This is a genomic window from Bradyrhizobium sp. NBAIM18, assembly GCF_020193825.1.
Taxonomy (GTDB): Bacteria; Pseudomonadota; Alphaproteobacteria; order Rhizobiales; family Xanthobacteraceae; genus Bradyrhizobium; species Bradyrhizobium yuanmingense.
The window spans coordinates 1-1,043 of sequence record NZ_JADYVO010000064.1; the positions used below are offsets into that span (position 1 = coordinate 1).

Here is a 1,043-nt window from a genome sequence, read left to right on the forward strand (position 1 = left end):
AGCCTTGAGCTGCGGGTTCCAGCGGGAGGATGCCGCAAGAGCCGCGTTGTAGAGCGCCCAACGCAGGCGCTCACGGCCACCTTCGATGTGACGGGCGCCGGAGCGTTTACCGCTATCGTCGTCGTAAGGTGCCAGTCCGCTGAGAGCTGAGGCTCGTTCGCGCGTGATGTTGCCGATCTCGGGCATCCTGACCAGCACGGCCACCGCGGTCGGCAGGCCGCAGCCGGCGACGCTGTAGATCAGATCGAGCCGTGCGGCTAGATCAGGGTGCTTGCGGATCGCCGCGAGCAAGGCCTTGAGTTCGGCTCGTTTGGACTTGGCCAGGAGCGCGATCTGCGCCTTCCAAATCCCTTGAATCCGCGTGTCGCGGCAACTCTCGAGCCGGTTCTTCAGTCTTGCGATGTCCTCCGTGATCTGGTCGATCATGGTCAGATGCTCGGCAAAGGGCTGCAGCCGCGGATCCGGTGCAGGATGGACCGTCTTGACCGCGGCCGTGCACATCGCGATCAGCGCCGCGTCGATCTTGTCGTTCTTGGCCAGCAGCAGATGAAACGTGCCATAGGCGCGGACCTGCTTTGGCTGAAACAAGGCGACAACGAACCGCTTGCGCCGCAGCTCCGCGACGACCGCCTGCTCGTAGCCTCCACTTGCCTCGATCCCGACTCTCTTCACTTTGCGGCACTTCAGCCACTCCACCAGCGCCTGGTGGCCTCTTGCCGCGTTGTCGACCCGCAACTGCTCGGAGCTGCCATCGACTGCTACGTCGAGCTTGTGTTTGCCGGTATCGATCCCGGCACAGATCGTGATACGCTTGGCCATCTTCCTCGACCCTCCCTTGTGAATACGAACCTGAAGTTCGTTCAACCATGCGGGTCCCGATGAAGTGCCGACCGCGATCTTGCTACGAAACGCAGCCCTTCAAGGCTTCGGTGGGCATCGATCCGATCGATCGGCGGCCCAGTTCGGGTGGCCACCCGGGCTGGGCCATTCCTCATGGAACATGGCCATCCTAACCCGGCGCGCTAATACAAGGGTGGGCAAAG

Annotated in this window: 1 protein-coding gene; it reads right to left on the bottom strand. The window is 62.8% G+C overall.

Annotated elements, in window-relative coordinates; translation table 11 throughout:
• Positions 1 to 819 (bottom strand): transposase (locus I6F17_RS37415; protein WP_225190482.1); only part of this gene is annotated, 819 nt, incomplete at its 3' end.
• Positions 820 to 1,043 lie beyond the last annotated feature (224 nt).